This window comes from Actinokineospora diospyrosa (genome assembly GCF_024171925.1).
Classification (GTDB): domain Bacteria; phylum Actinomycetota; class Actinomycetes; order Mycobacteriales; family Pseudonocardiaceae; genus Actinokineospora; species Actinokineospora diospyrosa.
The window spans coordinates 224,194-250,914 of the sequence record NZ_JAMTCO010000010.1 but is presented as its reverse complement, the minus strand read 5'-3'; the positions used below and the strand labels follow the sequence as shown (position 1 = coordinate 250,914).

Sequence of the window (26,721 nt, the reverse complement as noted above, 5' to 3'; positions counted from 1 at the left end):
GCAGCAGACCGAACGCACCTCGACGACACCCCCGCCGCCGCGGCACGCGCCACCACCCGCACCAGAACCCAAGCCTGGCATGTTCTCCTCGTTGCGCGTGCGCAACTACCGGCTGTTCGCGACCGGTCAAGTCGTGTCCAATGTGGGCACTTGGATGCAGCGGATCGCCCAGGACTGGCTGGTTCTGGTCCTCACCGACAACAACCCGCTCGCCCTCGGCATCGCCGCGGCGCTGCAGTTCCTGCCGACGCTGATCTTCTCGCTGTGGGCCGGTGTGCTCGCCGACCGGTTGGACAAGCGCAAGCTCCTGATCGGCGTCCAATTGGGACTCACCGCGTGCGCGCTCGTCCTCGGTCTGCTCGACGTCACCGGGGTCGTGCAGGTGTGGCACGTGTACGTGCTGTGCTTCGTGCTCGGTGCGTTCGCCGCGGTCGAGGTCCCGGTGCGCCAGTCGTTCGTCGCCGAGATCGTCGGCCGCGACCAGGTCACCAACGCCGTCGCGATCAACTCGACCAGCTTCAACCTGGCCCGCATCGTCGGCCCGGCCATCGCGGGCGTGATGATCATCCTGATCGGCACCGGCTGGCTGTTCCTGGGCAACGCGCTGTGCACCGTCGCGGTGATCATCGGTCTGCTCCGGATGGACCCGGCGAAGCTGATCCGCGGCCCGAAAGTGCCGCGCGCCAAGGGACAGCTGCGCGAGGGCCTGCGCTACGTGCGCGGCCGCGCCGACATCCTCACCGTCATGGTCCTGGTCTTCTTCGTCAGCACCTTCGGCATGACCTTCTTCGTCACCCTCGCCGTCGTCGCCGCCACCGTCTTCGGCAAGGACGCCGACGGCTACGGGCTGCTGTCCACGACCCTGGCCATCGGCACCCTCGGCGGCTCTGTTTTGGCGGTCCGGCGCAGCTCCCGGGGGCGGCCGCGGACCAGGGTGCTGCTCGGCTCCGCGCTCGCCTTCGGCCTGCTCGAAGTCGTCGTCGGCCTCATGCCGTCGTACTCGACCTTCGCCATCGCCCTGATCCCGGTCGGTTTCTGCCTCATGACCTTCATGACCACGGCCAACTCCACCGTCCAACTCGCCGTCAGCCCGGAGATGCGCGGCCGCGTGATGGGCCTCTACATGCTCGTCTTCGTCGGCGGAAACCCCCTGGGCGCGCCCATGGTCGGCTGGATGGCAGACCAATGGGGCGCCCGCTCCCCCTTCATCATCGGCGGCGCGATAGCCGCCCTAACCGCCGTCCTCTGCGGCGTGGTCCTCCTGATCCGCGGCGGAATCCAACGCCCCACCACCGGCTGGGGCCGCCTCCTCCTGCGTCGGCCGGGCTACGAGCGCTAGCCCGGCACAGGTCGGTCGCAAAGAACAGGGAGAACGCCGGTCATTCCTGCTCGGCTTCCTGCCATTCGATGCAGGTGGGGCGGGCTCGGGTGGTGAGGAACTCGGCCAGCGCCTGGTATGCGACCTCAATCGGCACCTCGGCGTGCGGCGGCACCGGGGTTTCGTCGAGACCGGCCAGGTAGTACGTCTTCCAGCCCGCGTTCGTGCCGACCAGGGGGACCAACCTCTGCTCACCCGCGATCCAGTCCAAGGCACCGATGTCGCCGTTCACGCCGACCCCCAGTTCGGCGTGCTCACCCGAGGTGAAGTCGGTGGACCCCGTCGCGATCACCCACACGCTCGGGATGTCGAACTTCACCTCGCGAAGGGCGGCCACCAGGTCGAAGTGGGCGGGGAGTTGGTCCACGTGCAGCCAAGCGTGCCGCAGGAGATCGTCCGTCATCGCGTTGCCTTGCCCTTGTAGGTGCGGAAGAAGGGTTCGCCCCGCGCGTCGGTGCCCAGCACGGTGAGGCTGCTGCCCTCGGGGATGAAGTCCGGCAGAACAGAGTGGCACCCTATCCACGCACCCGGCTCGGAGCCGCACGGCGCGTGGTTGATGATCACTCTCGCCTGCCTGCCGCGAGTGCGCACCATCACCACGACGGCCTTCATCTCGACGTGGTTGGCCACACGGTCGGCCCGCCTGGCCAGGCCGAGCGCGCGGATCCGGGCCCGCGACTCCACTGTCCAATCGTCCTGCACGGTCGCGGACAGCTCGCCGAACGACTGGCCGTCGATCTCCAGGATGGCGACGATCGGCGCGTTGCGCCGGCCTTGGCGAACCCGTGGCGGCAGGACGTCCTGGTAGGGCATCGCGGCTGCCGGGTATCGGTCGCCGTGCCGATTGGCGACACCTGGTCGAGGACTGGTTACCGGTGTTGGCGGGTCCGCGCGGGCCAGCACCGCGGCGAGCAAGGCCTCCGCCTCGCTGATCGCTGCCAACAACCTTTGCAGGCAGTCGTTGGCGGCGAGCACGGAGAGGGCTGGCGCGGTGAAGGTGTTCGTGCCCCAGAGCACCTGGTGCACGGTCCGGCGCGCCTCGTCGAGCCAGGTCACGACCTGCTCGACCTTCGAACGCAGCTCGGCGAGCCCTTCGGTCACGCCCCTGAGCTGCCGATACTTGTCATCGAGGGCCACAACCCCAAGTCGTACACCGTACCTACGACAACTCCCGCGAACGGGGCTTGCAGGGTCGGAGAGGTTAGGCTAACCTAACTCTCGTCCGCTTCGTGGTGGGAGCGGCAGTCAGTTCGGGAACGGCGAGACCCCCCGCGCCAAGCGTCCGGTGCGGGGGGTCTCGCTTGTGTTCGGCGAGGAGGCTTGTCGGAGCATCCCGCCGAAGTGCTCAGCCCTGGGGTGCGGGCGGGCGCAGGCCGTTGACGCCCGCGCGGGCCTCGTCGAAGCGGGCCGTCACGTCGGCCCAGTTGACGATGTTCCAGAGGCGGTCGATGTAGTCGGTCTTCACGTTCTTGTACTGCAAGTAGTACGCGTGCTCCCAGGTGTCGAACACCAGCAGTGGCGTGGTGGCGATCGACAGGTTCGAGTGGTGGTCCTTGAGCTGCTGGGTGATCAGCCGCGACCCGATCGGGTCCCAGGCGAGCACGCCCCAGCCCGAGCCCTGGATGGTCCCCGAGACGGCGTTGAGCTGGGCGCGCAGACCGTCGAACGAGCCGAAGTGCTCGTCGATGGCCGCCGCCAGCTCCCCGGTCGGCTTGTCGCCGCCGTCGGGGCTGAGGTTGCGCCACCACTGGTTGTGCAGCGTGTGCCCGGCGAGGTTGAACGCCAGCGTCGTCTCCAGGCCGACGATCGAGCTGAAGTCACCCGCGTCGCGGGCCGCCGCGATCTTCTCCAGCGTGTCGTTGGTGCCCTTGACGTACGCGGCGTGGTGCTTGCTGTGGTGGAGTTCGTTGATGTCGCCGATGATCACCGGCTCGAGCTGCCCGTAGTCGTAGTCGAGATCGGGCAAGACGTACGGAGCCACGCGCTCTCCTTGAGTTGATGCCAGTCAGTTCTAACTGCAACATACTGGCAACTGGCTGACCGCGTCGGACGGGTCCACCCCTCGGTCAGACCTCCCAGGTGTGAACCGGCTCACCCGCCGCGCTCAGCTCGATGTACCGGCGCAGCATCGCCACCAGCGCCGCGTCCCGGTCCAGCCCGCGCGACTCCAGGTCGGACACGACCGCCCGCTGCCAGATCGACCCGGTCCGCCGCGCCAAGCAGCGCGCCTCGATCACCCCGAGGTAGCGCTCGCGCGACTCGTCGGACACCCCGCAGTCGCGCAGGCCCTCGTGCGCCATCGGCAGCAACACTCGCAGCACCAACTCATCCGGCGGTACCCAGCCGATCCCCGGCCAGTACAACTGCGCGTCGAAGGCGTGCCGCGCCCCCGCGTGCAAGTTCTCCTCCGCGGCCTGGAACGACATGCGCGTCCATAGTGGACGTTCCTCGGCCGTCAGGGCCCGCTGCGCGCCGTAGAAGAACGCGGCGTTCGCGATCAGGTCCACCACCGTCGGACCCGCTGGCAGCACCCGGTTCTCCACCCGCAGGTGCGGCACGTCGTTGGTGACGTCGTACACCGGGCGGTTCCAGCGCCAGATCGTCCCGTTGTGCAGCCGCAGCTCGGCCAGCCGGGGCGCCCGACCGGAGTCCAGCGCCTCGAACGGGTCCTCGTCGTCGACCTCCGGCAGCAGACCGGGGAAGTAGCGCACGTTCTCCTCGAACAAGTCGAAGATCGAGGTGATCCACCGCTCGCCGAACCACACCCTCGGTCGCACGCCCTGGTTCTTCAGCTCCTGCGGGCGGGTGTCGGTCGCCTGCAGGAACAGCGGGATCCGGGTCTCGTGCCACAACGCCTTGCGCAGCAGGAACGGCGAGTTCGCCGCGATCGCGACCTGCACGCCAGCCAGGGCTTGCGCGGCGTTCCAGTTCGCCGCGAACTTCTCCGGCGGCACTTGCAAGTGCAGCTGCGCGGACGTGCACGCCGACTCGGCCAGGATCGAGTTCTGCAGGCAGCGCAACCGTTCCGCGCGCTGGCCGGGCAGCGGGATGCCTTCCATGTGCAGCAGCATCTCCTCGCCGCGGATGGCGAAGATCTGGTCGTTCAGCTTGCGGTAGCGCGGGTTCTGCGTCAGCCAGCGGATGTCGAAGTGCTCACTGCGCAGCGTCGGCAGCGACCCGATCATCACCAGCGTCGCGCCCGCGTCCTGCGCCTTGAGGCCCGCGTCGGCGAGCGAGTGGCGCAGTTCGTGCTCCAGCTCGATGGACTCCTCATCGCGCAGCGGCCGGGGCCGCACGTTGAGCTCCAGGTTGTGCTGGCCGAGTTCGGTCGTGTAGCACGGGTCGTTGATCTTCTCCAGCACCGTGCGGTTGAGCATGGCGGGCGCCAGCGCGTCGTCGACCAGGTTGAGTTCGATCTCCAGGCCCATTCTCGGGTGCTCGTCGGCAAAGCCGCCCTCGGCCAGCATGCGCTCGAGCGCGTCCAGGCACCGACGCACCTTCTGGCGATAGCGTTGCCGGTCTTCTCGGCTGAAAGCGTCGATTTTCACGTCTTGCCCCATGCCGCCCTCCCGTCTGGCCGGATCGGCGTCCGGCACACGCGCGGGAGGCCAACGTTCGCACAGCCAACCCGGTCGGGCTAGCGCCCAAACTGGTGCAGTGCGTTATCGCCCCGTGACACAGAGCGAGCGGTGGGTCATGGCGCTACCCGTTCGCCGCAGACGTGCGAGACTGCCCCCGTGGCGCAGGTGATCGAGGTGAACGACCCGGCGGACCCACGGCTGGACGACTTCCGCGACCTGTCGACCGCCGACCGCCGCCCGGACCGCCCGGGCGGCCGCGGCCTGGTCATCGCCGAGGGTGTCGTCGTCGTGCGGCGGCTGCTCGCCTCCGCCTACCCGGTCCGCGCCCTGCTCGGTGTTCGTCGACGCGTGGAGGAACTCCAGGGCGAGCTCGCCGGTCGTGACGTGCCCGCTTACGTGGCCAGCGCCGAAGTCATGGCCGAGGCGGTCGGGTTCCACCTGAACCGGGGGATCCTCGCGACCGCCGACCGGGCCCCCGCGCCCTCGCCCGAGCACCTGGCCGAGAACGCCCGCACGCTGGCGGTATTGGAAGGTGTCGGCGACCACGAGAACCTGGGCGCCCTGTTCCGCAACGCCGCCGCGCTGGGGGTTGACGGCGTCCTCCTCGCCCCCGGCTGCAGCGATCCGCTCTACCGGCGCAGCGTCCGGGTGTCCATGGGGCACGTGCTCTCGGTGCCCTTCGCCGAGGTCGAGCCGTGGCCGGACGGGCTGAAGTGGTTGCGCGACAGCGGGTTCCGGGTGCTCGCGCTCACCCCGGCGGCCGGTGCGGTACCGCTGTCCGAGGCCGTGCGCGCCGACGAACGGGTGGCGGTGCTGCTGGGCTCGGAAGGGCCGGGGCTCACCGAAGAGGCCATCGCCGCCGCCGACGCCGCGGTGCGCATCCCGATGTCGCGCGAGGTCGACTCGCTCAACGTGGCCACCGCCGCCGCGGTCGCCTTCTACGCGCTCGCAGAAAGGGGAACCGGTGGAACTGCGCGCCAAGGATGACCGCGCCATCCTCATCGGCGACGACGGGACCGGTGAGCGCGAGGTCGACCCGCACACCCTCGCCATCGGCGCCGACCTGTCGACCGCGCTGCACGAGTGGGCCAAGGTCGCCTCGGCCGTGCGCGGCGGCGACCCGGCCGACCCGGCGTCGGCGCTGGTGACCCGGCGCGGTCAGCAACTCGCCGAACGCGTCGCGGCGATCATGGGTACGCCAGTCAGCTACGTGGATCCCTTGTCCGGAGAGGTGTCGATCGTGCAACCACCCGAGGTCGTTGAAGTCCCGGTCGCGGAGGAGATCGTGCAGGAGCCGACGCCGTGGGGGGTCGGGCTGCTGGTCGCGGGCTTCACGGGGGCGCTGGTGCTGTTCGCGATCATCACGTTGGCGGTGACGTTGTACGACACGACGCCGCTGTTGGCTGTTGCGTCGAACCTGGTGGTTAGTGCGGGGTTGTTGCCGTCGGTGTGGTTGGCGCGGAAGGTGCCTACTTGGCGGTGGGTCGCGGTGGGGGTTGCCGGGGGGATCGCGTTGGGGTGGTTGACGTTGCCGTTCATTGTGTTCGGGTGAGTGGGGCAGGTCGCCTACGTCTTGGCGACGTGCGAGGGTCGGCCTCGTCGCCTGGCGGCGAGCTCGGCGACCCCGGATCGGACGCCTCGTTGCCTGGCGGCAACCTCGGGCCCGATCCGCGACAATGCGGAAAAGCTCGATGGGGTGGACCTGTTTTGTGCGGGGCCCCTACGACACCCGTGGCAGAACCGCAAAGCAGGGGCCCAAAAGCAGGCCCTGCCGCTGAACGACGCTACGGGTGCCGTCCCCCCACGCAAAACAGGTCCACCCCATCGAGCAGTTGGCACCAGCGAGTCCGACTGTCCAGGCGCTGGGTTGGCAGGACAGCCGAGAGCGGGCTGAGATGGCACCGCCAAGTCCGACTGTCCAGGTGCTGATCAGGTGGGTTGGGGCGGACCTGACGGGGGCGGGATGGCACCGCCGAGTCCGAGTGTCCGGGGGCTGGGCTGGCGGGTGGTTGTCCACAACGTGTTCTGTTGTCCACAGGCCCTGGTCGCTGACCCGGTTCTGTCGGGCTTCATCGATAGGCTGTATATCGGGGGCTATTGTGGCAGATGATCTTGCGCGAGAAGGGCAGTGCTAGGCCAGGGAGTCGCGCCAGGCGGTGTGTAGTGCGGCGAAGTGGCCTTCGCCGGTGATCAGGTCTTGGGGGTGGCCGTCTTCGGTTATTTGGCCGTTGGTGACCACTAGGACTCGGTCGGCGATTAGTACGGTGGATAGGCGGTGGGCGATGATCAGGGCGGTTCGGTCGGCTAGGACTGACTCCAGGGCCCGTTGCACCACGCGTTCGGTGGGGAGGTCGAGGCTTGAGGTTGCCTCGTCGAGGACCAGGACGGCGGGGTTGGCGAGGAAGGCGCGGGCGAAGGCGATCACCTGGCGCTGGCCCGCGGACAGTCTGCCGCCGCGTTTGCGGACGTCGGTGTCGTAGCCCTGGGGGAGGGCGGTGATGAAGTCGTGTGCGCCCACGGCGCGGGCGGCTGACTCGACCTCGGTGCGGGTCGCGTCCGGTTTGCCGAGCAGGATGTTGTCCGCGACCGAGCCGGAGAACAGGAAGTTCTCCTGGGTCACCATGACCACCGATCCGCGTAGCTCCACATCGGACACATCGCGGATGTCGACGCCCGCGAGTTGGACGGTGCCGCCGGTTGGGTCGTAGAAGCGGGCTACCAGCTTGGCGATTGTCGACTTGCCAGCGCCCGTCGGGCCGACCAGAGCGACCGTTTGACCGGCTGGGATTGTGAGGTCCAGGGACGTCAGCACGATTGGTGTGTCCGGTCGGTACCGGAACTCGGTCCCGGTGAACTCGATCGGTAGCCCGCCACGGTGTGGGGGCAACGGCTTGGGCTGCTTCGGTTCGCGGACGTCTGGTTCTTCTTCTAGCAGCCCGGAGATCTTCTCCAGTGCGGCGATCGCCGACGAGTACGAGTTGGCGAACATCGCGATGTCGTCGAGGGGTTCGTAGAACCGGCGCAGGTACAGGGTGAACGCGGTCAACACGCCCAGTTCCAGCGTCCCGTCAGCGACCCGGAACGCGCCGAAAGCCAGCACGACCGCTAGTGACAGGTTGCCGACCATCCGCACCGACATGGTGAAGGTGGCGACGACGTCGAGCGAATCGCGGGCGGCTGAACGCAGTCTCGTGTTCAGGCCGTCCATGATGGACCGGTTGCGGTCCTCGCGGCGGTACGCCTGCACCGCGCGCATGCCGTTCATCGTCTCGACGTAGTGCACGATCACCGTCGCGGTTCGGCCGCTGACGCCGCGGTAGGCCTGGTTCGAGCGGCGCAGGAACCAGCGGGTCACGAAGAACAGCGGTAGCGCGGTGGCAAGTGTGAGCGCGGCGAGGTCCAAGTCGAGCGTCAGCAACAGGATTGTGATGCCCACAATGGACAGGACCGAGGTCAGCAGGTCGTCGATGCCGACCTCGAGCAGGTCGGTGAACGAGTCGATGTCGCTGGTCTGGCGGGAGATCACCTTGCCGGAGGTGTAGTGCTCGTGGAAGGACAACGACAACCGCTGCGAGTGCCGGAACATCCGTTGTCGCAGGTCGAGCACGAGGTCCTGCCCGATGCGCCCGGAGATGTTGAGGAACGTCGCCCACAACCCGGCCGAGGCGACGCTGCAGAACGCGTAGGCGACCACGCACCACGCCATCACGGTCGTGTCGCCGCGGATCGCGTTCGGGATCCCGGTGTCGATCACGACGGCGATCAGCAGCGGTCCGGCCAGGCGCGCGGCGTTCTCCAGGAAGACCAGGACGAGGCCGATGACCGCCCAGCGCAGGTGCGGGCGCAGCAGCGTGCCGAGCAGGGCCCGGGACCGGCGCTTGAGCTTGAGACCGACCTGGCGGTCGAGCTCCTCGGTGTCCTCGGCTGCTACTCCGCGCCACTGCTCGTCCGAAACGGTGCTCACGACGCCACCTCCGCGGGCTCGTCGTCCAGAGTGGACAGTTGGTCGCGGTAGGCGGCGCTGGTCTTGAGCAGCTGCTCGTGCGTGCCGATCGCCGCGATCCGCCCTTCGTCGAGCAGGGCGACCCGGTCCGCGAGCCGGACCGTGCTCGGCCGGTGCGCCACGACCAGGGCCGTCACGGTGGACAGCACGCTGCGCAGGGCGCGTTCGACCTCGGCCTCGGTGTGCACGTCCAACGCCGACAACGGGTCGTCGAGCACCAGGACCTTGGGCTTGCCGACGACCGCGCGCGCCAGGGCGAGGCGTTGCCGTTGGCCGCCGGACAGCGACAGGCCCTCCTCGCCGATCCGGGTGTCGAGCCCCCACGGCAACCGGTCGACGAACTCCTCCGCCTGCGCCACCCGCAACGCCTCGCGCACCTGCTCGTCGGTGACGTCCTCGGCGCCCAGCGCGACGTTCTCCCGCACGCTCGCCGAGAACAGCACCGGCTCCTCGAACGCCATCGCGACGACCGAACGCAGATCCGCCAACCGCAGGTCGCGCACGTCGACGCCGTCCACGGTGACCCGGCCGCCGGTGACGTCGGCCAACCGGGGGACCAGCATGGTCAAGGTCGACTTGCCCGACCCGGTCGAGCCGACCAGCGCCACGGTCTCGCCCGGGCGCAGGTCGATGTCCACACCGGACAGGATCTCGCGATCGCTTCCCGCGTGGGCGAAGCGAACCCCCTCGAACCGCACCGCCCCAACCCCGTCGGCGGGCAACTCCTCGGGGCGCAGCGGATCGGTGATCGTCACCTCCGCGTCGCGCACCTCCCAGTACCGCGCGGCCGCCGTCGCCGCCTGGTTCGTCTCCGCCAGCAGCCAACCGATCGAGTCGGTCGGCCACCGCAGGTAGGTGGCGACGGTGACGCCCGCGACCAGCGTGCCCACGGTCAGCGACCCGTTGGCGACGCCGAGTGAACCGAAGAGCAGCTGCGCGGCGATCCCCAGCTCGGGCAGCATGATGATGGCGCCCCACAGCAGTGCGAGCAGGCGGATCTTGGCCAGCTCGGTGCCGCGCAGCTCCCTGGCCTGCGCGGCGAACCGCTTGGCCAGGTGCGGGCCGCGGCCGAACGCCTTGAGCACCCGGATGCCGAGCACGGACTCCTCGACCACCGTCGCCAGGTCGCCGACCTGGTCCTGCGACCGCCGGGTCAGCGTCGCGTACTTGGACTCGTACTGCGTGGAGATGAACACCAGCGGGGCGGCGCAGATCAGGGTGATCACGCCGAGCACGGGCGCGAGGAAGAACAGCACGGCCAGGCCGAGCGCGAGGGTCAGCGTGTTCACGATCAGGAAGATCCCGGCGAACGCGATGAAGCGGCGCAGGGTGGACAGGTCGCTGACCGCGCGGGAGAGGAGTTGGCCGGACTGCCAGCGGTCGTGGAAGGAGATCGGCAGCCGCTGCAGGTGGGCGAAGATGTCGGCCCGCATCCGCGCCTCGATCAACGTGCTCGGCCCGGCGACGAGCTTGCGCCGCACGTAGAACATGAGCGCCTCAACCGCCCCCAGCACCGCCACCGCGATGATCAACCACGGCAGCGGCCCGGTCTCCTTGCGCGCCACGGGGCCGTCGAGGATCTGCTGGAGGACGAGCGGGATCGTCAGGCCGCAGATCATGGAGCACAACACGGCCACACCGGAGACGATGAGCCTGCCGCGGACCGGCTTTAGGTAGGGGAGAAGCCTGCGAAGTGCCGTCATAGTCGGTGTCTGGTCCATCCCGCCCCCCGAGGTCGCGCCCGACGGTAGCGACCGGACGCGGCGCGGGCATCCGAGTTTCGGTCATGACGGTGTCAAGGTCACCGCCGACCACCACCCCCGCGGTGCATCATGTTGCCCATGACCCGGCCACCCCAAGTCCGGTTCCTCCGGTCCGCCCCCACCATGGCCTACCCGTCCGGCCGCCTCTTGGCCCACCAACCCACCACCCTCCACGTCCTAGCCCCCGACGGTTGGATCCACCTGGGCCACACGCCACCCGCGGGCGCGGTCTGGATCACCCAGGAGGCCGCGGAACAGTGGTGCCACGACGCAGGGCTCCCCGCTGACACCCTCGCGACCCTGCCCGCCCCCTAACCCACCTTCCCCTCCCCGTCTCCGATCGTCATATTGTTCAACAATCCGCACCTGAGAGCACTGCTCACAACAGCGAGCACCGCTCTCCGTGGCCACCGCTCCAGTCCGAGAACGCTGCTGTCTGATGTGAGCGCCGCTCTCGACAGGAGGGGCTCGGTGGAGCGCCGCTGGTGGGTGTGGGTAGTGCTCTGAGCGGAGTGGGCTCACCGAGAGCACTGCTCTCGGTGGTGGGTGAGCGGTGCTCTCGGCGGACGTAGGAATGCCAAGAGCGGTGCGCCCCGGGGAGGGGGCGCACCGCTCTGGGGGAGAGCTGTGGGTCAGCCGCGGTTGGAGCGGGTGCCTAGGAGCACGTCTTCCCAAGACGGAACGATGGGCCTGGCCTTCTTGGCCTTCGGGCGGCGCGGGGGTTCTGGTTTGCGGGTGGGCTCCTCGATCAGGGCGTCCTGTTCGGGGATCTCCGCAACCGGCTGCTTGTCCTCGGCCACTGGCTCTAGCTCCTCCTCAACCTCAGGCTCCTCCGGCTCCGGCGTCAACTCGAAGTCCGCCACGAAATCCGGCTCGTCCACCACCGGCACCGCCACCTGGGCCGTGACCGGCGCCGCGACCGGTGCCACCGGCGGTGCGAACACCGCGGCGTCCAGTTCCGGGTCCGGCTCGGGTTCCAGCGAAGCCGGGACCGGCCGCGGCGACTCCAGGTTCAGGGCCGCTTGGGCCAGTTCCGTCACCGGGCGCACCGTGCGCAGGGGGCGGTTGGGCTGGGGGTCGAGCAAGTCGTGCGCGTGCTCGTCCATCGGCGACACCGTGCCGCCGTGGGCGCCGGGGTGGAAGGACCAGTGGGCGCGGTTGAGGGAGCGGCCCGCGGTCCACGACAGCTGGACCACCCACTTGCCGTCCTCGCCGCGCCAGGAGTCCCAGGCGGCGGCCGCGTAGTCCTGGCCGCGCAGGCCGAAGGCGTGCGCCACGACCTCGCCCAGGGTTTGCAGGTCCGGCCCGTCCTCGCGCACCGGGTGCGCCCGCTGCGCCAGTTCCGCGGTGCGCGAGCGCTCCAGCAGGACCGGGTAGGCGAAGCGCTCGACCTTGTGCGCGGGGATACCCGCGGCCTCGCTCACCTGCTCGACTGACTCACCCGCGCGGATGCGGGTCTGGATCTCCCGAGGACGCATCTGGCTCTCCAGCTCGATCTCGATCTGGCCGAGTCGGGTGACGTCACCGCGCGCGGCCGCGCGCAGGCGCTCGTCGGCGGGGAGCGTGAAGCGCTCGCCGCGTGCCGAGTCCTCACAGATGACGGTCTTGCCGTCATCCGAGAGCCCGACGACCCGCAGCGCGCGCATCGCGAACCTCCCCTGCGACCTGAGCGGACTTCACTCGCCAGCGTCCCACGGTAGATCGGCGTTGCCGCGAAACGCGCTAGGCGCGCCGCGATCCCCGTGACATCTGGCCGTGATCTTGCCGTATCCAGGGCACTGCGCGCGACCGAGTTGGTACAGCGTTCACCCATTCGCGCAAAGGCGGACCAACGAAAGTGACGCTACCGGCGCGGTCGATCACGCAGCGGGTGCGTCCAACGGTGAACGCACCCGCCGCGGCGATCAAAGTCGCTCGACGATCCAGTCGATCGCGCTGGTCAGCGCGGTCACGTCGGTCGGCTCGACGGCGGGGAACATCGCCACCCGGAGCTGGTTGCGGCCCAGCTTGCGGTAGGGCTCCACGTCGACGATGCCGTTCGCGCGCAGGGCCTTGGCCACCGCGGCCGCGTCGACGTCGTCGTTGAAGTCGATCGTGCCGACCACCTGGGACCGGTGCGCCGGGTCGGCGACGTACGGCGAGGTGTACGCCGTCTTCTCCGCCCACGAGTACAACCGGTCCGAGGAGTCCTTCGTGCGCGCGACAGTCCACTCAAGACCGCCGTTGCCGTTCATCCAGTCGATCTGCTCGGCCAGCAGGAACAGCGTCGAGATCGCGGGCGTGTTGTACGTCTGGTCCTTGAGCGAGTTGTCCAGCGCGGTCGGCAGCGACAGGAATTCCGGCACCCACCGGTCCGACGCGCCGATCTCGTTGATCCGCTCCACCGCTGCCGGGCTCACCAGCGCCAGCCACAGGCCACCCTCGGCGGCGAACGACTTCTGCGGCGCGAAGTAGTACACGTCGAAGTCCTCGGCGCGCACCGGCAGCCCACCGGCACCCGAGGTCGCGTCGATCGCCACCAGCGCGCCCTCGGACCCGGCAGGCCGGACCACGGGGACCGCGACACCGGTCGAGGTCTCGTTGTGCGCCCAGCCCACGAGGTCGGCGCCCGCCTGGTAGGCGATCTCCGGCGCGCTGCCCGGCTCGGCCGAGACCACGATCGGGTCCTCGAGGAACGGTGCCTTCTTGTTCACCGTGGCGAACTTCGCGGAGAACTCGCCGTAGGTGAACAGCTGCGCGCGCGAGCGCACCAGGCCGAACGCGGCCGCGTCCCAGAACGCGGTGGTGCCGCCGTTGCCGAGCACGACCTCGTAGCCCTCGGGCAGCGAGAACAGCTCGCGCAGACCAGAGCGGACCCGGCCGACCAGGGACTTGACCGGCTTCTGCCGGTGCGAGGTGCCCAGCAGCGCGGCACCGGGGCCCGCGAGCGCGGCGACCTGCTCCGCCCGGACCTTGGACGGGCCGCAACCGAAGCGGCCGTCGGCGGGCTTGAGCCCGGCGGGGAGCTCCAGCGTGCTCGGATCGGCGGTCTGCGTCATCTCTGGGGCGCCTTTCTCCGAAAGGGGTGACTGGGGACGACACCGGCGGCGTTGGCGGAGCGTGCGTCCCCAGTCTGGCACCCGTCAGCCGCCCAGGGTTCGCCAACCCCGGTCGTCGACCCCACCTGGGATCGATTCAGGGACGCCGTACGGCTCCCGGGTGAACACGAACGTCGCGAGGTCCAAGTGGGTCACCGCGCCGGTGGTGTCCCGGTACGCGCGCAGCGTCTCGCCCGCGTAGTACCCGTCGAGACCGGTCCACGAGTCCTGACCGTCCGGGCGGAACCGCGACTGCCGACCGCGACCGGTCACCGGCGCCAGGTTGACCCAGCCGTCGGGCAGCAGCTTGAGCACGTACGGGGTCGGACCCCAGTGCCACTGACCGGTGAGCGCCAGCAGGACCGGGTCGGCCTCGCCCATCGGCTCCCACTCGGTCGGCAGGGTCGGCTCGTGCTGCTCGGTGAGCTCGATCAGCTCGGCCGCCACGCCGCCGATGTTCACCCCGGAGGTCGAGTTGGCCATGATCACGCCGCCGGTGCCGGTCTTCGGGTCGACCAGGTTCATCGCCAGGAAGCCGGGCATGGACCCGCCGTGGCCGACCAGCCTGCGGCCGTTGACCTTCAGCACCTGCAGGCCCAGGCCGTAGGCCGAGCTCCAGTGCGCGTCGTCGTCGATGTGCGCCGGTTCGCGCATCTCGGCGACGGTGTCGGGGTTGAGCACGTCGCCGGTGTCGCCGCCGACGAACCGGTTCCAGCGCGCCAGGTCGAGCACGCTGCACCACAGCTGACCGGCCGGGGCCATCGCGCCGGCGTCCGGGGTCGGCTCGTACATCAGCACGTCGGCGTAGGGGTGGACGGCCCACCCGGTCGCGGCCGGGGTCACCGGGTGCGCCGTGGTGCGGTTGAGCTCGAGCGGCTTGAGGATCTCGGCCTCGAGCACCTGCAGCCAGCTCGCCCCGCGCAGCCGGGCGACCAGCTCGCCGAGCACGCCGTAGCCGACGTTGCTGTAGTGGAAGCGCGCGCCGGAGCGGTGCCGCAGGGCGTCGGTGGCCAGGCTCTTGTCGAGCGCGCCGAAGTCCGCGCCCTCCGCCCGCTCCCACCACACCCCCGGCGACTCGGAGGTCAGGCCGCTGGTGTGCGCGAGCAGCTGGGCGATGGTGACCGCGCCGATCGCGGTGCCCGGCACGTGCTTGTCCAGCGGGTCGTTGAGGTCGAGCCTGCCCTCGTCGCGCAGGCGCATCACCAGCGCGGCGACGAAGCTCTTGGTGATCGACCCGATTCGGTACTGGGTCTCGGTCGTGGGGGTCGTCCCGTCGACCTTGCCCCGCGCGCCGGTCCAGACGAGCTCGTGGCCCCGGACGACGGCCGCCACGAGCGAGGGCGCCCGGCTCTCGGCCTGTTCGACCGCGATCCGGCGCAGCAGCGCGTTCTCAGTGGTGTGCAGCATGAAGGAAATTGTGCGTCATAACTCAACCCAATAAGCCTCGGGCCATGGCCGTCGTGACCGCGGCCGTGCGGTCGGATACGTCGAGTTTCGTGAATGCGCGCAACAGGTGGGTTTTCACCGTGGCCTCGCTGATGTGCAGGGATGCCCCGATCTCGGCGTTGGTGCGGCCTTTCGCCACCAATCCGAGTACCTCGATCTCCCTACCGGAAAGCGCCTGTTTGGCGGGTTGACGAACCTGTCGGACCAATCTTCCGGCTACGGAGGGTGCGAGTACGGTCTCGCCCCGGTTCGCCGCTCGAACCGCGCCTGCCAATTCCGCGCGGGAGGCGTCTTTCAGCAAATAGCCCGAAGCGCCCGCTTCGACCGCGCGCAGGATGTCCGAATCGGTCTCGTAGGTGGTGAGCACGACGACCCGGCTCGCCGCGCCGCCGCCGACGATCCGCTCGGTCGCGCCGACCCCGTCCAGGCCGGGCATCCGCAGGTCCATCAGCACCACGTCCGGGCGCAGCGCGGCGACCACCGCGACCGCCTCGTCCCCGGACCCCGCCTCGCCGACCACGCTCAGGTCCGGTTCGGCCTCGAGCATGCCGCGCAACCCCTCGCGGACCACCGGGTGGTCGTCGACCAGCACGATCGTGATCATGTGGGTACCTCCACGGTCACCGTCGTCCCCGCTCCTGGCGCGCTGTGCACGGTCACGGTGCCCGCCACCTGCTCGGCGCGCGCCCGCATCCCGCGCAGACCGTAGCCGCGCGCCTGCTCCGCCGGGTCGAAGCCGCGCCCGTCGTCGGTCACCGTCAGCGTGACCCCGGTCGGCGCGTGGCACAGGTCGACGGTCACCGCGGCCGCACCGGCGTGCTTTCCGGTGTTGGCCAACGCCTCCTGGGCCGCGCGCAGCAGCACGACCTCGACCCCGGTCGGCAGCCCCGACGGGTCGCCAGCGGTGTGGAAGCTCGCGTCCACACCGGTCTGCGCGCCGTGCCGCTCGACCAGCCGCTGCAGCGCCTCGGTCAGCGTCGCGCCGTCCAGTGCGCTCGGCGTGAGCGCGGCGACCAGGGCCCGCGCCTCGGCCAGGTTCTCCCGCGCGGTGCGCGCCGCCAAGTCCAAGGCGTGCCGCACCTTCGCGCTGTCGCGGTCCACTTCGGACTCCGCGGCCTGCACCAGCGTGACGATGCTGGTGAACCCCTGGGCGAGCGTGTCGTGGATCTCGCCTGCCAGCCGCGCCCGCTCCTGGGCGACGCCCGCCTCGTGCGAGAGCGCGGCGACCCTGGCCCGGCTCGCCTCGAGTTCGGTGATCAACGCGGCCCGCTCGTGGCTCTGCGCGACCACCCGGTGCACGTAGGTCCCGATCAGCAGCGACAGCGCCACCCCGAGGAACGAGGTCGGCAACTGGGCGTACCAGCCGCGCAGCGACTCGTCGCGCAGCCCGCCGAGCACCGGCGGCAGGATGTTGAGCAGCACCACCAGCGGCGCCGAGATCGGCAGCGGCAGCGACATGAAGATCAACGGGCACATGACGAACAGCAGGTAGGTGCTGTTCCCGACGAACCAGACCGCGGTCAGGAACAGCACCGTCGACACGGCGGCGAACACCGTGGCGTGCACCCGGCGCTCCAGCAGGATCGCGTGCCGCCTGCCGTAGAGCAGGTAGAACAGGGCGATGGCGGCCATCGCGGCCACCGAGCCGATCCGGTCGGGCAGGGCGGCGGGGCTGAGCAGCACCAGGGCGGTGACGAACACGTACCCGACCGAGAAGTACAGGTCCCAGATCCAGAAGCTGCGGGTGCTCGCCTCGACCTGCTGCCGCACCCGGCGCCCAGCCGCCCCACCCTGCTCGCTCAGCCCAGCCATCCCGCCCTGCCCGGTCTGTTCAGCCATCCCGCCCTGCCCGGTCTGTTCAACAACCCCGCCCTGCTCAGCTATCCAGTCCTGCCGCGCGGCCACCGGGCTCACCCCGCCCGGCGCTCGGTCCAGCGGAAGGTCACCAGGCACAGCAGCAGGCCGACCACGCACCACGCGCCCAGCACCAGCGCCACCGTCGGCAGCTCCCACGATCCCGACACCTCTCCCGCGGTCATGCTGTCCGGCAGGAACACCGAGCGGAAGCCCTGCCCCATCCAGCGGACCGGGAAGAACGCCGCGACCTTGACCATCACGTCCGGCAGCGAGCTTATGGCGACGAAGACCCCGGAGGTGAACTGCAGCGCGATGACCGGGAGGTTCAGCACCGTCGCGGCGTTCTTGCCCGACTTGGCCAGCCCGCTCGCGGCGATCCCGACCAGGGTGCACGCGACCACCGACAGCAGCAGGATCCAGCCGAGCGTCAGCCACTTGGTCGGGTCGGTCGGCAGTTGCAGGTCGAACACCACCACGCCGACGGCCAGCAGCAGCGCGACCTCGGCGAGGGTGGTCACCGCGACCAGGATGATCTTGCCGATGAAGTAGGCGCTCGCGGTGATCGGCGTGCCGCGCAGCCGCTTGAGCGTGCCGTCCTCGCGGTCGGCGGCGATGCCGACGCCCACGCTGGTGAACGCCGTGTTCAGGATGCCGTAGGCGATCATGCTGGCGGCGAACACCTGGCTCATCGACGCCCCGCCCGGCATCGTCTCGCCGGTGTCGAAAATGGACCCGAGCAGCAGCAGCACGAAGGCGGGGAAGGAGAAGGTGAAGATCACCGCCTCCTTTGAGCGGAAGAACATCTTGATCTCCGCGGCACCCCGCGACAGCCCGTTGCGCAGTGTCGACGGGAGCGGGGCGAGCGGGCGGTTCTGGGGCGCCCGGCGGGCGGCACCCTGGGTCGTGGTGGTCATGCCTTCGCTCCGATCAGGTCGAGGTAGACGTCCTCCAGGCTGGGCTGGCGCACCTGCAGCTGGCTGATCCGGCCGCGGGCGGCGAGCTCGGTGACCGCGCGCACCGGGTCGGTGGTGCGCAGCTCGTGCGGGCCGCCCGCGTCCACCCAGGACACCGTCGCGGGCGCCCGGTCGCGGCCGCCGACGGTGCGCGGCGTCCCCTCGGCCACGATCCGGCCCGCGGCGATCACGGCCAGCCGGTCGGCGAGGGCCTCGGCCTCGTCGAGGTAGTGCGTGGTGAGCAGGATCGTGGTGCCCTCCTCGGCCAGCGACCGGACCAGGTCCCAGAACTGCCTGCGCACCTCCGGGTCGAAGCCGGTGGTCGGCTCGTCCAGGAACAGCAGCCGGGGGCGGCCGATGATGCCCAGCGCCACGTCCACCCGGCGCCGCTGCCCGCCCGAGAGCGAGCTGATCCGGGCCCCGGCCTTGGCGGTCAGCCCGCACACGTCGATGACCTCGTCGACGCCGCGCGGGTCGGGGTAGTACCCGGCGAACTGGCTGATCGTCTCCCGCACGGTCAGGTCGGCGGCGTCGGTGGCGGTCTGCAGCACGATCCCGATGTCGGCGCGCCACCGCCTGCCCGCGGTGGCCGGGTCGACCCCGAGGACGGCGACCTCGCCGCCGTCGCGGTCGCGGTGGCCCTCGAGGATCTCCGTCGTCGTGGTCTTGCCCGCGCCGTTGGGACCCAGCAGGGCGAACACCTCGCCCTCGCCGACCGCCAGGTCGACCCCGGCGACGGCGTGGTTGGCGCCGTAGCTCTTGCGCAATCCGCGCACTTCGATCGCGTTCATGCCAATAATGCTGCGCTGACCTGGGCGCGGGCGCGACGATCGAGTAGTTGAACCTGGCTGTCAACCGAACGGTGGACAGCCTGTCCTACGACCGGGTGCTCTCCGTCTCGGTCTCGGGCCCGGTCTTGGGCTCGAACCGGAACCGCCAGAACGCGGGCACCCAGGCGACCGTCGCCACGGTCAGCACGATCACCAGCAGCCCGCCGACGGTCGCCGCGGCCGCGGTGCTGAACGCGGCGGCACCCCAGCCGTGCACCAGGTCGGCGATGCGCGGCCCACCGGCGACCACCACGGTGAACACGCCCTGCATCCGGCCGCGCATCTCGTCGGTCGCCTCGGTCTGCAGCATGGAGCTGCGGTGCACGGCGCTGATCAGGTCGGCCCCACCGCCGATGGCCAGGAAGATGACCGCGAGCACCAGCGAGCCGGTCAGCCCGAAGGCGGCCATCGCCAGGCCCCAACCGATGATCGACACCGTGATCGCCGCGCCCTGCCTGCGGATGCGGGCGAACGCCCCGGAGAACAGGCCGAACACCGCCGCCCCGATCGGGACAGCCGCGTACAGCCAACCGAGGGCAACACCGCCGCCCGGCGGGTCACCGAACGTGCGTTCGGCCATCTCCGGGAACAGCGCGCGCGGCATCCCGGCCACCATCGCGATGATGTCGACCAGGAAGGACACCAGCAGCAGCTTCTTGAGCGACAGGTAGCGGAACCCGTCGGTGATGTCGCGCAGCCCCGCCCTGCGCGAGGATCCCCCGCCCGGCGGGATCGGCGGCAGGAACCACACCGAGGCGAAGGCGACGACGAGCGCGACGGTGTCGATCAGGTACAAAGTGGACAGACCGATCACCGGGATCAGCGAGCCCGCGAGCAACGGGCCGAACACCATGCCGAAGGTGAACGTGGTGAAGCTGAGCGCGTTGGCCGGTGGCAGCAGCTCCGGCGGCACGACCCGGGCCACTGCGGCGCTGCGGGCGGGCATGTTCACCGCGACGCAAGCCTGTTGCAGGCCCAGCAGCACCAGCACGATGGCCACCGACTTGAGGCCCGCGAACGCCTGCAACCAGAGCAGCCCGGAGGTCACCGCGACGCCCAGGTTGCTGTAGAGCATGACCTTGCGCCGGTCCAGCGCGTCGGCGATGGCCCCGCCCCACAGGCCGAACACCAGCAGCGGGACCAGCCCGACCGCGCCGGTCAGGCCGACGTAGCCGGAGGACCCGGTCAGGTCGTACACCTGTTTGGGCACCGCGACCGCCGTGAGCTGGCTGCCGACCGCGGTGACCACGGTGGACACCCACAGCCTGCGGTAGTCGCGGATGCGCAGCGGCCTGGTGTCGATGACGACCTTGCCGAGCAAGCCGCGGACCCGGCCGCGCGGCGGCTCGGTGGTGCTCGGTGTCTCGGTGCTCACGACTGGTTAGCTTAGGCTTGCTAAGCACCTGTGGGCCTGTGATTTACCCCGGGCTCACGGACCGAGGCGCTCGACCTTCCAGCCGTCGCGGCCGAGCTTGAAGCGCAGCCGGTCGTGCATCCGGTCCTGGCGCCCCTGCCAGAACTCCACGACCTCCGGCTGGATCCGCCAGCCACCCCAGTGCGGCGGTACCGGCACCTTCTCCGCGTCGGCGAACCGGCGCTCCACATTGGCCAGTGCCGACTCCAGCGTGTTGCGCCCGGTCACCACGATCGACTGCGGCGAGGCCCAGGCCCCCAACTGCGAGCCGCGCGGGCGCTTGGCCCAGTACGCGGCGGTCTCGGCGGGGCTGACCTTCTCCACGGTGCCGCGCACGGTCGCCTGCCGGTGCAGCCCGTACCAGGGGAAGGTGGCCGAGGCGGCGCGCGTGGCCATCAGGTCGTGGCTCTTGGCCGAGGTGTAGTTGGTGAAGAAGACCAGCCCCCGCGCGTCGAGCCCCTTGGCCAGGACGGTCCGCGAGGACGGGTAGCCCTCGGCGCCCGCCGTCGCCAGCACCATGGCGTTGGCCTCGGCCAGCCCGGCGCGCTTGGCGTCGTCGAGCCAGTTCCGCAGCTGTTCGTGCCAGGTCGCGGCGAGGTCGCTCTCATGCAGGTCGCCGTGCTCGTAGGACACCCGCATGGTCGGAAGGTCCAAGACGATCTCGCCGTCAGCCATACCGCATCTCTCCTCACCGAGGGCGTGGGGGGCCACTTGACGGTACGGGGAATCCAGGTGAACGGAAACCGCCCGCACGGTGACAGCCGACACCCGGGCGTGCGCAATGGAGTCCACCGACAATCTGGATCGTTTCACTGGATCGTGACCGAAGACACCGGGGTGAACGATTGCTAACCGCCGGGGGGAGGAGCAATGTGTGCGAAAAGCCGTGCAGTGGTGCCCGGCGTGGGCGATCTGCCTCGAAGTGCCGCTGCCGACGCGAACCCCGCGATACCCATCGTGGACATGGCGTGAAAGGCGAGGCACATGCAGAACGCGGTGCAGGACACCAAGCAGCCCCCACCCCCGGCCGCCGAACCGGACGACGGTTTCCGGCCCGGTCTGGAAGGCGTGGTCGCGTTCCGCACCGAGATCGCCGAACCCGACCGCGACGGCGGCGCGCTGCGCTACCGCGGGGTCGACATCGAGGACCTCGCGGGCAAGGTCACCTTCGGCGACGTCTGGGCCCTGCTGGTCGACGGCCGCTTCGGCTCCGGCCTGCCGCCCGCCGAGCCGTTCCCGCTGCCGGTGCACTCCGGCGACGTCCGGGTCGACGTGCAGGCCGGGCTCGCCATGCTCGCCCCCATCTGGGGCTACCGCCCGCTGCTGGACATCACCGACGACGAGGCCCGCGAGCAGTTGGCCCGCGCCTCGGTCATGGCGCTGTCCTATGTGGCCCAGTCCGCCCGCGGCATCCACCAGCCCGCGGTCACCCAGCGCCGGGTCGACGAGTGCAACACCATCACCGAGCGCTTCATGACCCGCTGGCGCGGCGAACCCGACCCGGCCCACGTCGCCGCGATCGACGCGTACTGGGTATCGGCCGCCGAGCACGGCCTCAACGCCTCCACCTTCACCGCCCGGGTCATCGCCTCGACCGGCGCCGACGTGGCTGCTTCATTGTCGGGTGCGATCGGTGCGATGTCCGGCCCGCTGCACGGTGGTGCGCCCGCGCGGGTGCTCCCGATGATCACCGAGGTCGAGCGCACGGGTGACGCGCGGGCCGTGGTGCAGGGGATCTTGGACCGCAAGGAGCGGTTGATGGGCTTCGGGCACCGGGTGTACCGGGCTGAGGACCCGCGTGCGCGCGTGTTGCGCCGCACGTGCAAGACCCTCGGTGCGGCGCGCTACGAGGCTGCTGCGGCGCTTGAGCAGGCCGCGCTGTCGGAGCTGCGCGAGCGCCGCCCGGACCGCGCCATCGAGACGAACGTCGAGTTCTGGGCGGCGGTGATCCTGGACTTCGCGCAGGTACCGCCGCACATGATGCCCGCGATGTTCACCTGTGCGCGGACTGCCGGGTGGTGCGCGCACATCATGGAGCAGAAGCGCACGGGGCGCCTGGTTCGCCCTGCTGCCAAGTACATCGGGCCTGCACCGCGCCGTCCGGAGGACGTTGAGGGCTGGTCGTTGATCGCTTAAGTCCTATGTGGAGAGCGGGTCCGCTGCGGCGGGCCCGCTCTTTTGTTTCTGCTTAGTCTGCGTCGTCCAGACCGGCCTCTTCGCGCCAGTAGGCGAGTCTGTTGCGGGCGCGAAGCGTGACCGGGTGGTCGGGGCCAAGCACTCGAAGCAGATCTTCTAGTAATTCGGCAACACTCTGTGTCGTAGTCGCTGCATCGCCAGTTCTTCCCTGCCACTCGGCAAGATTCATGCGAGTAGTGAGTGTCGCTGGGTGGTCAGGCCCAATAGTGCGAACTTGGTCGGCGAGTAGTTCAGCGTAGGCCCGTGATGCCTCGGCCCAATTTCCTGCCGTGCCTTGCCACTCGGCGAGGTTGTTGCGGATGGTGAATGTGGTGGGGTGATCTAGGCCAAGGAGAAGTTCTCCGGTAGCGAGAAGCGACTTGTGGTAGCTGATGGCGGTGTGGATCTGGCCGGTTGCGCCAAGACTTCTTCCTACCCTGAGCAGCACGTCATGGCAGCCTGGAACCCAAAGTTGTTGTTTGGCGTGCTCGACGAGAGCGGTGGTGTTGTTTCTGAGCGCCGCCGCGTGCTCGGCGTCGCGTTCTACGTCTGGCCAGCATTCCATCAGTGCGTCGGCGATCATGCGGCTGAGTAGGGGAAGTCGGTCTTGGGGGAGTAGGGCTCTGGTGGCCTGCTGTACCAGTGCATGCACACGAGCAACGGGTTCGCCCTCGATGGAGATCAGGCTCAGGCGTCGGAGGTTGCCCAGGGCTTGGGTTGCGGCGTCTTCGTCTACGGACTCCCCGCTGCCGTCGGACAGGTACTTTAGTACGGGTTCCGAAGTGAGCACGGACAACGGGATGCCGTTGGGGTCTAGCAACGACATCACCGTCAGCAGGGGCCGTGCTAGTCCTGCGGGCTGCAACAGGTCCGCCGCCTCGATGGAGATCGACCAAGTGGTCGCCACCGTGTCGCGACGGCCGTCAACACCGACCCAGTCGCCGGGGAACATGTCCTTCAGTGAGCGGTTCTGCCATTTCCGTATGTAGTCCGAGCAGCTCATACCTGGCCGCATCAGCATGAAAGCGGCCGCCTGGCCCAAGGCGAGTGGCAAGTGCCCCAGCAGCGCCGCCAACTCTTCGATGCCCTCTACGTCGCCGAGTACGCCGCGCAGGTAGGCAGCCGATTCCTGTTCGGTGAACACCCCCAACGGAGTCAGCCCGCGACCGTCAGCCTCCAATGCCCAGGGCTCGTTGCGGCGGGTTGTCACAACGAATCGCCCGGTCGTGCCGGTGTCCGGCCAGAGGCCCGCCAGCTCGGCGGGGTCCTCGACGTCGTCGAAGACCAGTAGCCAGGGGTGGGTCGTGCTGGTGCACCAGTCGAGGAAGCGGTGGGCGGCCAGCTCGGCGTCGTCGATCACCGTTTCGGTGACCACCGCGTGCAGCTCCGCGAGGCCACTCACCACGTTCGACCTGGTCGAGGCCGTGATCCACCCCATCAGCTGCACTTCACCAGCCTTGCGCCGCACATACTCCGCCGCCGTCTGGGTCTTGCCCACCCCGCCCAGCCCCGACAGCACCACACCACCGCTGACCAGCGACTCCAACTCCGCCACCGCCCGCGGCTGAAACCCCCGCACCACCGGCGGCACCGATCCAGCCCGATACGGCAACCGCCCCGACCGCCCACCCCCCACGGTCACCGCCCCGTACACCGCCCCGATCTGCGCGGCCGCCCCCGACACACCACCGGTCAGCTGGTTGTCGCTCATACCCACCATCATCCCGTACGCACTACCGCTCGCGGAGGACAGCCGCTCAGTGCCTAAACGACGTCAGGTAGGCCTATGTGATTGCGCCAGTAGGAGAGCTTTCTGCGGGTGAGCAACGTGTCCGGGTGGTCGGGGCCGAGGGTGCGGAGTTGGTCTGTGAGGAGTTCCGCGAGAGCCTGAGCGGCCCCGGTGGGGTCGCCTGCTCGACCGCGGCAGGAGGCGAGGTTGCTGCGGGTGGCGAGGGTGTGCGGGTGGTCTGGGCCGAGGATGCGGGTCCGGTCCAGGAGCAGCTCGGCGAGCGCCGCTGCCGCTCCTGCGGGGTCGCCTGATTGGCCGCGTGTCACGGCGAGGTTGTTGCGGGTGGCGAGGGTGTGGGGGTGGTCTGGGCCGAGAACGCGGAGTTGGTCGGCGAGCAGATCTGTGAAGGCCCGTAGCGCCCCCGCGCTGTCGCCTGCTCCGCTGAGCCAGTCGGCGAGGTTGCCGCGGGTGGCGAGGGTGTGGGGGTGGTCTGGGCCGAGGATCCGGAGCTGATCGGTGAGGAGTTCGGCGCAGGCTTGGGCTGCTCCGGCGGGGTCGCCTGATTGGCCCCGGGATGAGGCGAGGTTGTTGCGGGCGGTGAGGGTGTCGGGGTGGTCTGGGCCGAGGATGCGGATTCGGTCGGCGACGAGTTCGGCGAAGGCGGAAGCGGTTCCGAAGGGGTCTCCTGCCTCACCGCGGGCGACGGCGAGGTTGTTGCGGGTGCGGAGGGTGTCTGGGTGGTCGGGGCCGAGGATGCGGATCCGGTCGGTGAGGATTTCGGCGAAAGCCGAAGCCGCCCCGGCTGCGTCGCCCGATACGCCGCGCCAGTGGGCCAAGTTGTTGCGGCTGCGGAGGGTTCGCGGGTGGTCGGGGCCCAGGATGCGCAGGTGGTCGGCGAGCAGTTCGACGAATGCCTGGACCGCCCCGACCGCGTCCCCCGCGTCGCCGCGCCAGTAGGCGAGGTTGTTGCGGGCGATGAGCGTGTCCGGATGGTCGGGGCCGAGGCGTTGAATCGCTTTGGTGACAAGGGATTCGTGGTAGGGGACGGCCGCGTGGACCTGCCCCGACGTGCCGAGGCTCCTGCCCGCACGGAACAGCACCGGATGGCAGTGGGGTTCCCACAGGTACTGGTCGGTGAGCGCGGTGGCGTTGTTCCTCAGCATGGCCGCGTGCTCGGTGTCGCGCTCCACCTCCGGCCACCGGTCGACCAGCGCATCGGCGACCACGTGGCTCAGCTTCGGGAGCCGGTCTTGGGCGAGCTGGGCCCGGGTTGCCTGCTGCACCAATGCATGCACTCGCGCCACGTTGTCGACGGCGATCAGGTTCAACCGCCGCAGGTTGCCCAAGGCCTGCGCGGCGGCGTCCTCATCCACAGGATCCCCGTTGCCGGTGGACAAGTACGCCAGCACGGGCCCCGATGTCAGTACGGACAATGGAATACCGTTGGGGTCCAGCAACGACATCAGCGTCAGCATGGGCCGCGCCAGGCCCTCGGGTTCGAGCTGGTCCGCGGCCTCGATGGAGATCGACCACGTCGTCGCCACCGTGTCTCTACGGCCGTCGACGCCCACCCAGTCGCCGGGGAACATGTCTTTCAGGGCACGGCTGCGCCACTTCCGCACGTAGTCCAGGCAGCTCATCCCCGGCCGCATGGACACGTACGCTGCCGCCTGACTCAACGCGAGCGGTAAGTGACCCAGCAACTCAGCCAACTCGTCGATGCCGTCGACGTCCCCCAGCACGCCACGTAGGTAGGCCGAGGATTCCCGCTCGGTGAACACCCCCAACGACGTCATCCGCCGGGTGTCGGTCGCCAAAGCCCAGGGCTCGTTGCGACGGGTCGTCACCACCAACCGCCCGGTCGTGCCGGGCTGCGGCCACAGCCCAGCCAACTCCCCGGGATCCGCGACGTCGTCGAGCACGATGAGCCAGGCGTGGGCGGTGCTGGTGCACCAGTCCAGGAACCCCCTCGCGGCCCGCTCGGCATCGTCGACCACCGCACCGGTGACTGCCGCGTACAACTCGGCAAGCCCACCCACCACGTTGGACCTACTGGTGGCGGTAATCCACCCCACCAGCTCAACCTCACCCGCCTTGCGCCGCACATACTCCGCCGCAGCCTGGGTTTTGCCCACCCCGCCCAGCCCCGACAACACCACACCACCGGTGACCAACGACTCCAACTCCGCCACCGCCCGCGGCTGAAACCCCTGCACCACCGGCGGCACCGCCCCCGACCGGTACGGCAGCCTTCCCCCGCTCATCCCCACCACCTCCCCGCCCGGGCCACTAGACACCTGCCACCTCAGTCTCCCGCAGAAGCCGACTCCGCCTCGCCCGCAACCATTTCATCCGCGCCGCTCAGCCCCGCCTGCTTTCGCCATCGCGCCACGGCCAAGCGGCTCAGTTGGACGTTGGGGTGGTCGGGTCCGAGCACCCGGATCCGATCAACCAGCAGCTCGGCGTGTGCCTGTGCCGCTGCTGTGGGGTCACCTGCTTGACCTGTCCATTCGGC

Annotated in this window: 23 protein-coding genes; 5 read left to right on the top strand and 18 right to left on the bottom strand. The window is 69.7% G+C overall.

Annotated features, from left to right (window positions below; translation table 11 throughout):
* The first annotated feature begins 79 nt into the window (after positions 1-79).
* Entirely contained in the window at positions 80-1,339 is a 1,260-nt protein-coding gene (locus tag LV75_RS21425; protein WP_253888926.1) for an MFS transporter, read from the top strand.
* 40 nt (positions 1,340-1,379) lie between these two features.
* Here the strand turns inward: LV75_RS21425 and LV75_RS21420 are convergent, their stop codons facing one another.
* From LV75_RS21420 to LV75_RS21405, 4 genes are all read right to left on the bottom strand, one after another.
* Positions 1,380-1,781: an Imm1 family immunity protein gene (locus LV75_RS21420; RefSeq protein WP_253888776.1), complete on the bottom strand. Its 402-nt coding sequence runs from the start codon at positions 1,779-1,781 to the stop codon at positions 1,380-1,382.
* Entirely contained in the window at positions 1,778-2,479 is a 702-nt protein-coding gene (locus LV75_RS35590; protein ID WP_253888775.1) for a DddA-like double-stranded DNA deaminase toxin, read from the bottom strand. Before LV75_RS35590 ends, LV75_RS21420 begins: the two co-directional genes overlap by 4 nt.
* Before the next feature lie 244 nt (positions 2,480-2,723).
* A complete protein-coding gene (locus LV75_RS21410) occupies positions 2,724-3,359 on the bottom strand; it encodes a superoxide dismutase (protein WP_253888774.1) in 636 nt (211 codons plus the stop codon).
* An 85-nt stretch (positions 3,360-3,444) separates the two neighbouring features.
* On the bottom strand, positions 3,445-4,938 hold the full coding sequence (locus LV75_RS21405) for a glutamate-cysteine ligase family protein (protein WP_253888773.1): 1,494 nt from the start codon (positions 4,936-4,938) through the stop codon (positions 3,445-3,447).
* 177 nt (positions 4,939-5,115) lie between these two features.
* Between LV75_RS21405 and LV75_RS21400 the strand changes: the two genes are divergently transcribed.
* A complete protein-coding gene (locus LV75_RS21400; RefSeq protein ID WP_253888772.1) occupies positions 5,116-5,946 on the top strand; it encodes a TrmH family RNA methyltransferase in 831 nt (276 codons plus the stop codon).
* Positions 5,924-6,511: a DUF2537 domain-containing protein gene (locus LV75_RS21395; protein WP_253888771.1), complete on the top strand. Its 588-nt coding sequence runs from the start codon at positions 5,924-5,926 to the stop codon at positions 6,509-6,511. The genes LV75_RS21400 and LV75_RS21395 overlap by 23 nt, the downstream gene beginning before the upstream one ends.
* A gap of 579 nt (positions 6,512-7,090) precedes the next feature.
* Here the strand turns inward: LV75_RS21395 and LV75_RS21390 are convergent.
* Positions 7,091-8,923 carry an ABC transporter ATP-binding protein gene (locus LV75_RS21390; RefSeq protein WP_253888770.1) on the bottom strand — a complete coding sequence of 611 codons (1,833 nt, stop codon included), beginning with the start codon at positions 8,921-8,923 and terminating at the stop codon, positions 7,091-7,093.
* Positions 8,920-10,665, bottom strand: a complete 1,746-nt coding sequence (locus tag LV75_RS21385; RefSeq protein ID WP_253888769.1) for an ABC transporter ATP-binding protein — start codon at positions 10,663-10,665, stop codon at positions 8,920-8,922. The genes LV75_RS21390 and LV75_RS21385 overlap by 4 nt, the downstream gene beginning before the upstream one ends.
* Positions 10,666-10,803: 138 nt before the next feature.
* On the opposite strand from LV75_RS21385, the gene LV75_RS21380 reads away from it, so the two are divergent.
* Positions 10,804-11,040: a hypothetical protein gene (locus LV75_RS21380; protein ID WP_253888768.1), complete on the top strand. Its 237-nt coding sequence runs from the start codon at positions 10,804-10,806 to the stop codon at positions 11,038-11,040.
* Positions 11,041-11,357: 317 nt separating this feature from the next.
* Here the strand turns inward: LV75_RS21380 and sepH are convergent, their stop codons facing one another.
* From sepH to pdxH, 9 genes are all read right to left on the bottom strand, one after another.
* Positions 11,358-12,371, bottom strand: coding sequence for a septation protein SepH (gene sepH, locus LV75_RS21375; protein ID WP_253888767.1), 1,014 nt, complete (start codon positions 12,369-12,371; stop codon positions 11,358-11,360).
* A gap of 258 nt (positions 12,372-12,629) precedes the next feature.
* Positions 12,630-13,763: a phosphoserine transaminase gene (serC, locus tag LV75_RS21370; protein WP_253888766.1), complete on the bottom strand. Its 1,134-nt coding sequence runs from the start codon at positions 13,761-13,763 to the stop codon at positions 12,630-12,632.
* 84 nt (positions 13,764-13,847) lie between these two features.
* Positions 13,848-15,209: a serine hydrolase domain-containing protein gene (locus LV75_RS21365; RefSeq protein WP_253888765.1), complete on the bottom strand. Its 1,362-nt coding sequence runs from the start codon at positions 15,207-15,209 to the stop codon at positions 13,848-13,850.
* Between the two features lie 22 nt (positions 15,210-15,231).
* On the bottom strand, positions 15,232-15,852 hold the full coding sequence (locus LV75_RS21360) for a response regulator (protein ID WP_253888764.1): 621 nt from the start codon (positions 15,850-15,852) through the stop codon (positions 15,232-15,234).
* Positions 15,849-17,153, bottom strand: a complete 1,305-nt coding sequence (locus LV75_RS21355) for a sensor histidine kinase (protein ID WP_253888763.1) — start codon at positions 17,151-17,153, stop codon at positions 15,849-15,851. Before LV75_RS21355 ends, LV75_RS21360 begins: the two co-directional genes overlap by 4 nt.
* 5 nt (positions 17,154-17,158) lie before the next feature.
* Positions 17,159-18,019, bottom strand: a complete 861-nt coding sequence (locus LV75_RS21350; RefSeq protein ID WP_253888762.1) for an ABC transporter permease — start codon at positions 18,017-18,019, stop codon at positions 17,159-17,161.
* On the bottom strand, positions 18,016-18,849 hold the full coding sequence (locus LV75_RS21345) for an ABC transporter ATP-binding protein (protein ID WP_253888761.1): 834 nt from the start codon (positions 18,847-18,849) through the stop codon (positions 18,016-18,018). Before LV75_RS21345 ends, LV75_RS21350 begins: the two co-directional genes overlap by 4 nt.
* Before the next feature lie 85 nt (positions 18,850-18,934).
* Positions 18,935-20,263, bottom strand: a complete 1,329-nt coding sequence (locus LV75_RS21340; RefSeq protein ID WP_253888760.1) for an MFS transporter — start codon at positions 20,261-20,263, stop codon at positions 18,935-18,937.
* Positions 20,264-20,317: 54 nt separating this feature from the next.
* Positions 20,318-20,977, bottom strand: a complete 660-nt coding sequence (gene pdxH, locus LV75_RS21335) for a pyridoxamine 5'-phosphate oxidase (RefSeq protein ID WP_253888759.1) — start codon at positions 20,975-20,977, stop codon at positions 20,318-20,320.
* 309 nt (positions 20,978-21,286) lie between these two features.
* Between pdxH and LV75_RS21330 the strand changes: the two genes are divergently transcribed.
* Positions 21,287-22,438 carry a citrate synthase 2 gene (locus LV75_RS21330; RefSeq protein ID WP_253888758.1) on the top strand — a complete coding sequence of 384 codons (1,152 nt, stop codon included), beginning with the start codon at positions 21,287-21,289 and terminating at the stop codon, positions 22,436-22,438.
* A gap of 52 nt (positions 22,439-22,490) precedes the next feature.
* Here the strand turns inward: LV75_RS21330 and LV75_RS21325 are convergent, their stop codons facing one another.
* The 3 genes from LV75_RS21325 to LV75_RS21315 all read right to left on the bottom strand — a co-directional run.
* The gene (locus LV75_RS21325) at positions 22,491-24,188 is read right to left on the bottom strand and encodes a tetratricopeptide repeat protein (RefSeq protein ID WP_253888757.1); all 1,698 of its coding nucleotides are present in this window, start codon (positions 24,186-24,188) and stop codon (positions 22,491-22,493) included.
* Positions 24,189-24,241: 53 nt separating this feature from the next.
* Positions 24,242-26,470 (bottom strand): tetratricopeptide repeat protein, encoded by a 2,229-nt coding sequence (locus LV75_RS21320; protein WP_253888756.1) that lies wholly within the window; start codon positions 26,468-26,470, stop codon positions 24,242-24,244.
* A 41-nt stretch (positions 26,471-26,511) separates the two neighbouring features.
* The coding region (locus LV75_RS21315) for a hypothetical protein (protein ID WP_253888755.1) at positions 26,512-26,721 on the bottom strand (210 nt) is incomplete at its 5' end.

Excerpts from the sequence above, each read along its gene's own strand:
- LV75_RS21380 (WP_253888768.1), top strand. The coding sequence starts at position 10,804 with ATGACCCGGCCACCCCAAGTCCGGTTCCTCCGGTCCGCCCCCACCATG.
- LV75_RS21420 (WP_253888776.1), bottom strand. The coding sequence starts at position 1,781 with ATGACGGACGATCTCCTGCGGCACGCTTGGCTGCACGTGGACCAACTC.
- LV75_RS21345 (WP_253888761.1), bottom strand. The coding sequence starts at position 18,849 with ATGAACGCGATCGAAGTGCGCGGATTGCGCAAGAGCTACGGCGCCAAC.
- LV75_RS21360 (WP_253888764.1), bottom strand. The coding sequence starts at position 15,852 with ATGATCACGATCGTGCTGGTCGACGACCACCCGGTGGTCCGCGAGGGG.
- LV75_RS21405 (WP_253888773.1), bottom strand. The coding sequence starts at position 4,938 with ATGGGGCAAGACGTGAAAATCGACGCTTTCAGCCGAGAAGACCGGCAA.
- sepH (WP_253888767.1), bottom strand. The coding sequence starts at position 12,371 with ATGCGCGCGCTGCGGGTCGTCGGGCTCTCGGATGACGGCAAGACCGTC.
- LV75_RS21320 (WP_253888756.1), bottom strand. The coding sequence starts at position 26,470 with ATGAGCGGGGGAAGGCTGCCGTACCGGTCGGGGGCGGTGCCGCCGGTG.
- LV75_RS21385 (WP_253888769.1), bottom strand. The coding sequence starts at position 10,665 with ATGACGGCACTTCGCAGGCTTCTCCCCTACCTAAAGCCGGTCCGCGGC.
- serC (WP_253888766.1), bottom strand. The coding sequence starts at position 13,763 with ATGACGCAGACCGCCGATCCGAGCACGCTGGAGCTCCCCGCCGGGCTC.
- LV75_RS21350 (WP_253888762.1), bottom strand. The coding sequence starts at position 18,019 with ATGACCACCACGACCCAGGGTGCCGCCCGCCGGGCGCCCCAGAACCGC.
- LV75_RS21330 (WP_253888758.1), top strand. The coding sequence starts at position 21,287 with ATGCAGAACGCGGTGCAGGACACCAAGCAGCCCCCACCCCCGGCCGCC.
- LV75_RS21325 (WP_253888757.1), bottom strand. The coding sequence starts at position 24,188 with ATGAGCGACAACCAGCTGACCGGTGGTGTGTCGGGGGCGGCCGCGCAG.
- LV75_RS21425 (WP_253888926.1), top strand. The coding sequence starts at position 80 with ATGTTCTCCTCGTTGCGCGTGCGCAACTACCGGCTGTTCGCGACCGGT.
- LV75_RS21365 (WP_253888765.1), bottom strand. The coding sequence starts at position 15,209 with ATGCTGCACACCACTGAGAACGCGCTGCTGCGCCGGATCGCGGTCGAA.
- pdxH (WP_253888759.1), bottom strand. The coding sequence starts at position 20,977 with ATGGCTGACGGCGAGATCGTCTTGGACCTTCCGACCATGCGGGTGTCC.